The 7,201-nt window shown below is 76.8% G+C and carries 6 protein-coding genes and 1 pseudogene; 5 read left to right on the top strand and 2 right to left on the bottom strand.

Features of this window, described 5'->3' with window-relative positions:
• The 3 genes from AC0CYZ_RS05710 to AC0CYZ_RS05700 all read left to right on the top strand — a co-directional run.
• Positions 1 to 1,280 (top strand): helix-turn-helix transcriptional regulator (locus AC0CYZ_RS05710; RefSeq protein ID WP_472213190.1); only part of this gene is annotated, 1,280 nt, incomplete at its 5' end.
• 134 nt (positions 1,281 to 1,414) lie between these two features.
• Positions 1,415 to 4,030: a winged helix-turn-helix domain-containing protein gene (locus AC0CYZ_RS05705; RefSeq protein WP_472213188.1), complete on the top strand. Its 2,616-nt coding sequence runs from the start codon at positions 1,415 to 1,417 to the stop codon at positions 4,028 to 4,030.
• 124 nt (positions 4,031 to 4,154) lie between these two features.
• Complete coding sequence (locus AC0CYZ_RS05700) at positions 4,155 to 4,400, top strand: hypothetical protein (protein ID WP_472213186.1); 246 nt, start codon at positions 4,155 to 4,157, stop codon at positions 4,398 to 4,400.
• Positions 4,401 to 4,459: 59 nt separating this feature from the next.
• Here the strand turns inward: AC0CYZ_RS05700 and AC0CYZ_RS05695 are convergent, their stop codons facing one another.
• Both AC0CYZ_RS05695 and AC0CYZ_RS05690 read right to left on the bottom strand, forming a co-directional pair.
• Positions 4,460 to 4,984 (bottom strand): DUF1269 domain-containing protein, encoded by a 525-nt coding sequence (locus AC0CYZ_RS05695; RefSeq protein WP_472213184.1) that lies wholly within the window; start codon positions 4,982 to 4,984, stop codon positions 4,460 to 4,462.
• A gap of 123 nt (positions 4,985 to 5,107) precedes the next feature.
• On the bottom strand, positions 5,108 to 5,365 hold the full coding sequence (locus AC0CYZ_RS05690; protein ID WP_472213182.1) for a YrhK family protein: 258 nt from the start codon (positions 5,363 to 5,365) through the stop codon (positions 5,108 to 5,110).
• Between the two features lie 133 nt (positions 5,366 to 5,498).
• Between AC0CYZ_RS05690 and AC0CYZ_RS05685 the strand changes: the two genes are divergently transcribed.
• Positions 5,499 to 6,926 carry a chloride channel protein gene (locus tag AC0CYZ_RS05685; RefSeq protein ID WP_472213180.1) on the top strand — a complete coding sequence of 476 codons (1,428 nt, stop codon included), beginning with the start codon at positions 5,499 to 5,501 and terminating at the stop codon, positions 6,924 to 6,926.
• Between the two features lie 47 nt (positions 6,927 to 6,973).
• A pseudogene (locus AC0CYZ_RS05680) lies at positions 6,974 to 7,201 on the top strand (potassium channel family protein); the annotation flags it as partial.

The following is a 7,201-nucleotide window of genomic DNA, read 5'->3' as shown; positions in this document are numbered from 1 at the left end:
GGGCCCTCCACCGCGCCCGGCGGGCCGGTCCCGCGGCGGCCGGCTCCGACGCCGCTATCTTCCGCATGGCCTCGGAGCGGCTGGTGGGGTTGCACCGACCGGTGCGCGGCCCGGAGCCGACCGTGGACGATCCGGCGCTGGTCGCGCTCGCGCGGGTGGGCCGGGGGTCGGCGGCTCTGGCCGGGGACGCCTCGTGCGCGGTGGAGGAGCTGAGGCGGGGGCTCGAGCTCGCGCGAGAGCACGGGCTCGGCAGGCTGGAGATCCAGGCGCGGTGTCTGCTGAGCGCAGCCCTGTGGCTGGTCGGCGACGTCCGGGAGGCGGCCACGACCGCGTCCGCGGTACTCGCGGATGCGGCCGGGTGGGAGGACTCGCCCTGGTTCCCGATCGCCCGGGCCGTCGACGCCCACGTCGGGCTGCTCCGCGCCGAGCCGCACCGCGCCCTGGCGATCCCGGTGCACGAGCTCCCGAGCTGGAACCCGGTCCTCCCGCCGGCCCTGCGGTACGCGCTGCGCAGCGCGCGGGGTGGCGGGCTGGTGGACGCCGGAGACCGCGCGCGGGGACTGCTCGAGCTGCAGTCGGCCCGCGCCGAGCTCGGCGACAGGCGCGCACCGGCCGCACTCGAGGTCACCGCCGCCCTGCTGGAGCACCGGGCCGCGGCGTCGCTGGGGCACGCCACGGCCGCCGTGGGCGTGGCGTCCTGGTTGGCGGCGCGCCGGCCGACGTGCCCGGAGCTCCACCTGGTGCGCTCGTGGACGGCCGCGGGGAACGGGTCGCACCGCGCGATGCGGGAGGCCCTCGAGCCGCTGCTCGGGGGCGGACTCCCGCCCGGCCCGACGCCGACCCTCGTCGAGGCGTGGCTCCTCGAGACGCGCGGTCGGCTGGCGCGCGGGGACCGGCCTGGCGCGCGGAACGCGCTGCGCAGCGCCATCGACCACGCGGTGCCCCTCGACGCGGTCCGACCCTTCGTCCACGCCGGGGACGAGATCCGGCCCCTGCTCGTCGACCAGCTGGTCGGGGGCGGGGACCGGGCCGCCTTCGCGGCGCGGGTGGTCGCGGCGCGGACCGGCCGACGCGCTCCGGCGACGACCGGGCTCAGCGCCCGCCAGTACGACGTGCTGGGACGCCTGCCGTCACTGGACAGCCTCGAGGAGATCGCCGAGGACCTGGACGTCTCGATCAACACCATCAAGAGCCACATCCGTGCCATCTACGCGAAGCTCGGGGTCGGCACCCGGCGGGAGGCCGTCCTGACCGCCCACGAGCAGGGCCTGCTCCGGTGAGGGCCGGCCCGTGTCCGGCGACGGAGCCGCGGGCGATCGCCGGGCCGACACCACCAGCCCTCATCCCCGGGGGAGGAGGCCGTCTCATCCGTCCGCGAGGGACCGTGCGGGGGACGAGACGGAGGTCGCCCGCGATGGTTCGTGTCCCCACCGGCAAGGTCGCGGTGCCTGAGCTCCCGTGGTGGTTCGTCCCGCGACCCCGACTGTGGCGGCGGCTGGACGAGGCGTGCGGCACGCGGCTCGTGGCGGTGATCGCACCGGCCGGATCGGGCAAGACCGTGCTCCTGGCGGAGTGGGCGCGCGAGGACCCCGGAACGCGGACCGCCTGGGTGAGCCTCGACGCGGACGACGCCGACCCGCGGCGGCTGCGGGCGGCGATCCTCGCGGCCGTCGCCGCCGCCGGCGCCGACACGAGCGCAGCGACGGACGTGGGAACCGACGGAGACGGCGGGGACCCCACCGACGCGCTCCTCGACACGCTCGATGCCGTGCGCCCGCCGGTCCGCCTGGTCCTCGACGACGTGCACGTCCTGGCCGGGCACCGGTCGGGCTTCGACGTGATCACCCGGTTGTTGCGGCGCGACCCGGCCGGCGTGCGCCTGGTCGTCGCCGCACGGTCCGACCCTCCGCTGGCCCTGCCGCGGCTCCGCGTGGAGGGCCTGCTCACCGAGCTCCGGGCCGACCAGCTCCGCTTCTCGCCCGAGGACGCCGCGGCGCTGCTGGAGGGCTCCGGTGCCGGGTTGGACGCGCGCGAGGTGGCCGTGCTGCACCGCCGGACCGAGGGGTGGGTGGGCGGCCTGCGCCTGGCCGCGATCGCCCTCCGGCGCAGCGAGGCCCCGGCGGCGGTGCTGGCGCGCTTCGACGGGGACGAGCGGTCGGTCGCCGACTACCTCACCGGCGAGGTGCTCGGGGGCGTCCCGGCGGCGAGCCGCTCGGTCCTGCAGGACGTCAGCGTCTGCGGTCGTCTGCCGGAGGCGCTCGCCGTGGCGCTCACCGGGCGGCCCGACGCGGCGCACGTCCTCGACGAGCTCGTCCACGGCGCCGCGATGATCGAGCGCGTCGCTCCCGCCGAGTACCGGGTCCACGGCCTGTTGCGCTCCCACCTCGCGGCGGACCTGGCCCGGCACCGGCCGGCCCGGCACCGGGAGCTCCACGTCGCCGCGGCCCGCTGGTGGGCCGAGCACCACGAGACCGCCCACGCGCTGCGCCACGCCGAGCGCGCCGCCGATCCCCGGCTGACGACCGAGCTGGTGCGACGCGACGGCCTCGGGCTCCTGCTCGCGGGGCACCTCGCCCCCCTGCGACGGGCCCTCGCGTTCGTCGGCCCGGGGAACCGGCAGGAGGACGCCCGCCTGGCGCTGACCGCGGCCCTGACCCATCTCGAGGACCACGACCCGGCCGCAGCCGCCGCCGAGCTGCTGCGGGCCCGCGAGGCGTGCCCGGCCGGAGGAGAGCCGGCTCCGGAGGCGCTGCGCCACGGCACCGAGCTCCTCGCCGCAGGCCTCCGCGGGGCCCGCGGCGACGCGACGGGCCGCCGCCCGGTCGCACCGGTCGACGGGGTGCCGTCGTCGGAACCCGAGCTGGCGGCCCTGGTGCACCTCGGGCGCGCGGAGGCCGCGCTCGCTCCCGGATCGGGGACGAGCCCCGCCGTGGCGCACGACGACATCCGGCGTGCCCTGGCGCTGGCGCGCGCCCACGGCTTCGCCGCCCTCGAGGCGAAGGCCTCGACCCTGCTCGCCGTCGCGGCCTGTGGCGACGGTGATCCCCGGGCGATCGCCGCCGCGGCCCGGGACGCGCAGGCCGCCGCCGTGCGGTCGGGACAGCACTCCGCGGCGGCGACGGCGCTCGCCGTCGCGCTGGGTGCGTACGCCGAGCTGCTGCACGGCGAGCCGGAGCGCGCCCGGGCACGGTGCGACGGGGAGCTCGGGGCCCGCCAGGCACTGCCCCCCGACGCCGCCTACGCCCTGCACCTGGTGCGCGCGGTCGCGCGCGCCGAGGGAGGAGTACGCAGCGAGCAGGCGACCGCGCTCACCGAGGCCCGGGCTGCTCGCGAGGCGATCGACGGCCTCCCGCTCCCGGCGCCCGTGGCCGGCGCGCTCGCCGTGCTCGAGTTCCGCACGGCGATCCGGTCGGGCAGCCACCGCGCCGCCGGCGAGGTCGTCGACTGGCTCCGCGCCCGGACCGGGGAGACCCCCGAGGTGGCGCTCATGCGGGCCTGGGCGGAGGCGGCCTCCGGTCGGCACGCCGCCGCCCGGACCTTGGCGGCCGCAGCGGCCGCAGGGGCCGCGGTGGACAACGGGGCCCGCGGCGGAGGACTGCTCGTCGAGGTCCACCTGCTCGAGGCCGAGGCGTCGCTGCAGGACGGCGACGAGGCCGCGGGCCGCGCGAGCCTGTACCGCGCGGTCCACGAGGCCCGGACGCTCGATCTCGTCCGACCGTTCGCCGAGGCGGGGGTGCGTACCCGCGCCGCGCTCCTGGCCACCGGCGAGCCGTCCACCCCGTTCGGCGCGCGGCTCGTGGCCGCGTGCGCCGCGGCGCGGGAGGACACCGCGCCCGCGTCCCTCAGCGAACGCGAGCTCGTGGTCCTGGCCCTCCTGCCGTCCCTGCTCAACGCGCCCGCGATGGCCGAGGAACTGGTGGTGTCGGTGAACACCGTCAAGACCCACATCCGGTCGATCTACGCCAAGCTCGGGGTGTCGACGCGGCGGGACGCGGTGTCGCGGGCCTACGAGCGCGAGCTCCTGGCCTGACGGCGGGGGCAACCGTTCGTTTCCCCTCCGTTCACCTCGGCGGGATGAGGGTCGGCGCCGGTGGTCGGCCGAGGATCGGGGACGGCGGCGCCGCCGGCCCGCCGGGCGACGGAGGAGGACGGCTGTGTCGAGGCGCTTCGAGGTCCGGGTCGTCGGTCGCCTGTCCGAGCGGGTCCGGGCGGCGTTCCCCGGCCTGGAGGTGGACGAGCTCCCGGCCGAGACCGTGATCTCGGGGCGTTCGGTGAGCGAGGACGAGGTCCACGGCGTCCTGGGCCGGATCCAGTCCCTCGGACTGGAGCTCGTCGCGCTGCGGCAGGCTCCCGCGGACGCCGACGAGGTCCCCGACGACGGGCGCGGCGCGCACGGCTGAGCGCGCGCGAAGTCCCCGCCCGCGGGGCCGCGGACGGGGACCTCTGGCGGAGCGCCACCTCACATGGCGGCGCCGGACCCGGCCGACTCGGCCTCGTCCACGTCACCGAAGACCTCCCGGAGCTGCTCCTCCTGCTCCCCGGAGAGATTGGTGTGCAGCAGCTCGGCGTGGCTGCCGCGGAAGGCGTCCACCACCTTGTCGGTGACGGCGTTCGAGGTCAGGGCGAACAGCGCGGAGCTGCCCGGGGTGACCTTCTCCCGCACGTCGTTGATGAAGTCGTCGTCGATGCCCACGTCGCGCATCGACCCGGCGGCCGCACCGGCGGCGGCCCCGACGACGAGGCCGAGCAGCGGCACGAAGAAGATCAGCCCGAACAGCATGCCCCAGAAGCTGCCGCCGAGCGCGCCACCGCCGACCAGGCTGTGCAGCTGACGGGTCTTCGGGCGCTTGCGGTCCGCGGGCCACGTCACCACGGCCGCGTCCTGGAGGACGATCAGTTCCTCCTTCTGGAGCCGTTCCAGCGTCGCCAGCGCCTCGTCCGCGCCCGTCGGGCTCGGGAACTTCCATGCCGTCAACGTCGCCATCGGTGCTTCCTCCTCGGGTCGGCGGTCACGCCCCGAGCCTCGGGCATCGGCGGCGAGCGACCGCCGACGACTGTTCCGGCCGTCCCGCGGGCGGCCCTCATCCCCGAGGGGTGAAGGGGACGCTCACGGCGCGGCGGCCGCCGCCGCGGCGGCCCGGCGGCGCATCTCGTAGCGGGCCGCGATCTCGCCGAGCACGCCGATCAGCAGGCCCCACGACGCGATGATGAAGAACCACGTCCCGAGGTGCGTCGAGGCCGGGTACAGGAACATGATGCTGCCGAGCACGAAGAACAGGTTGCCGATCAGCCCGATCACGAGGTGGACCCACGGCAGGTCGTGGGCGTGGCGGGCGATGTAGCGCAGGTAGTACCAGAGGATCACGGGCCCTCCCCGGGGTCGTCACGTGGCCGCACCGTCCCCCGCGTCCGGTCCGCGGTCGTCACCTGCGCCGGGTGAGCAGGAATCACCATTCCCGGGGGAGGGCCGCGGGCCGTCGGCGACCGACGATCCCGGGATGGCCGACCGCGTCGACGCCGCCACCGCGCGTCCGTCCCCGGAGCCCTCCGGGGCTCCCGGGACCCCCGTGACCCGTCCGGCCGAACCGTCGACCGGTCCGTCGCAGGACCCGGTCGCGGTGGTGCGCAGCCGGGGCTACCTCGTCCTGCTCCTGATCGCCGCCGCCCTCGGTGTCCCGGTGGCCGCCGCCTCCTACGGGTTCATCGTCCTGATCAACCACGCCCAGGGATGGCTCTACCGCGATCTCCCGGGCGCGCTGGGCTACGCCCACCCGCCGGCCTGGTGGCCCGCCCCGCTGCTGGTCCTCGCCGGCCTGCTCGTCGCCCTCGTCATCAGCCGGCTCCCCGGTCACGGCGGCCACACCCCGATCGACGGGTTCTCGACCGGCTCGTTCCCGCAGCCCCGCGAGCTCCCCGGCGTCGTCCTCGCCGCGTTCGCCTCGCTCGCGGCGGGTGCGGTGATCGGTCCCGAGGCGCCTCTCATCGCGCTGGGCGGCGGCCTCGCCGCGCTGGCGGTGCGCCTCGCCCGGCGCGACCCGGCACCCCGCGTGCTCACGATCGTGGCCGCGGCCGGCAGCTTCGCCGCGATCAGCACGCTGTTCGGGTCCCCGCTCCTCGGGGCCTTCCTCCTCATGGAGGCGGCCGGGCTGTCGGGGGCGACCCTCGGGCTCGTCCTCGTGCCGGGACTGCTCGCCGCCGGCGTCGGGACCGTCATCTTCGTGGGCCTGGACGCGTGGACGGGCTTCGGTGCGGTCTCGCTCTCGATCCCCGGTCTGCCCCCCGAGGGGAGCCCCACGATCGCCGAGTTCGGATGGGCCGTGGTCATCGGCATCGTCGCCGCCGTGGCCGGGACCGGCATCCGGCGCCTCGGTGGGGCGATCCGGCAGCCCGTCGAGCGCCGGCTGCTGCTCGCGGTGCCGGCGGCCGGCCTGGTGATCGCCGGTCTGGCCGCCGGGTACGCCCTGCTGACGGGTCGCGACGTGTCCGATGTGCTGTTCTCCGGGCAGGACGCGATCGGCCCGCTGCTGCTCGACGGCGCGGCCACCCCTGTCGCGGTGGTGCTGCTGCTCCTGGTCGCCAAGGGCCTCGGCTACTGCCTGTCCCTCGTCGCCTTCCGCGGCGGGCCGGTCTTCCCGGCGATGTTCCTCGGGGCGGCGGGCGGTATCGCGCTCGCCCACCTGCCGGGGCTCTCGCCGCTGGCCGGTGCGGCGATGGGCATCGGCGCGATGTCCACGGTCATGCTGCGGCTGCCGCTCACCTCGGTGCTGCTCGCGACCGTCCTGCTCGCGGGGAACGGGCTCGTCGTCATGCCGCTGGTCATAGTCGCGGTCGCCGTCTCGTACGTCGTGACCCTGCGGCTCACCCCACCGGCCGCGCCGAGCTCCGGCGCGGCGCCTGCGCCGGCGCCGGCGGCGACCTCGCCGTGAGTCCGGGACCGCCCCGGGGCCGTGTGGTACTGAGCCTCGCCCGGTCGGTGGCGACCGTCGTCGTCCTCGTCGTCGTGTACTACCGCCTGCCGCTGAGGGGGACGGCCGGGGCGGGGGCCGTCGTGCTGTTCGTCGTCGGGCTGGTCGTCCTCGCCGCCCTGGTCACCTGGCAGTTGCGCGCGATCGTCATGGCCCGGCACCCGGTCCTGCGCGCGGTGGAGGCGTTCGCCAGCGCGATCCCGCTGTTCCTCCTCCTCTTCGCGGCGATCTACGTG

This window comes from Actinomycetospora sp. (genome assembly GCF_055612215.1).
This window is presented reverse-complemented; position numbering and strand designations above follow the sequence as displayed.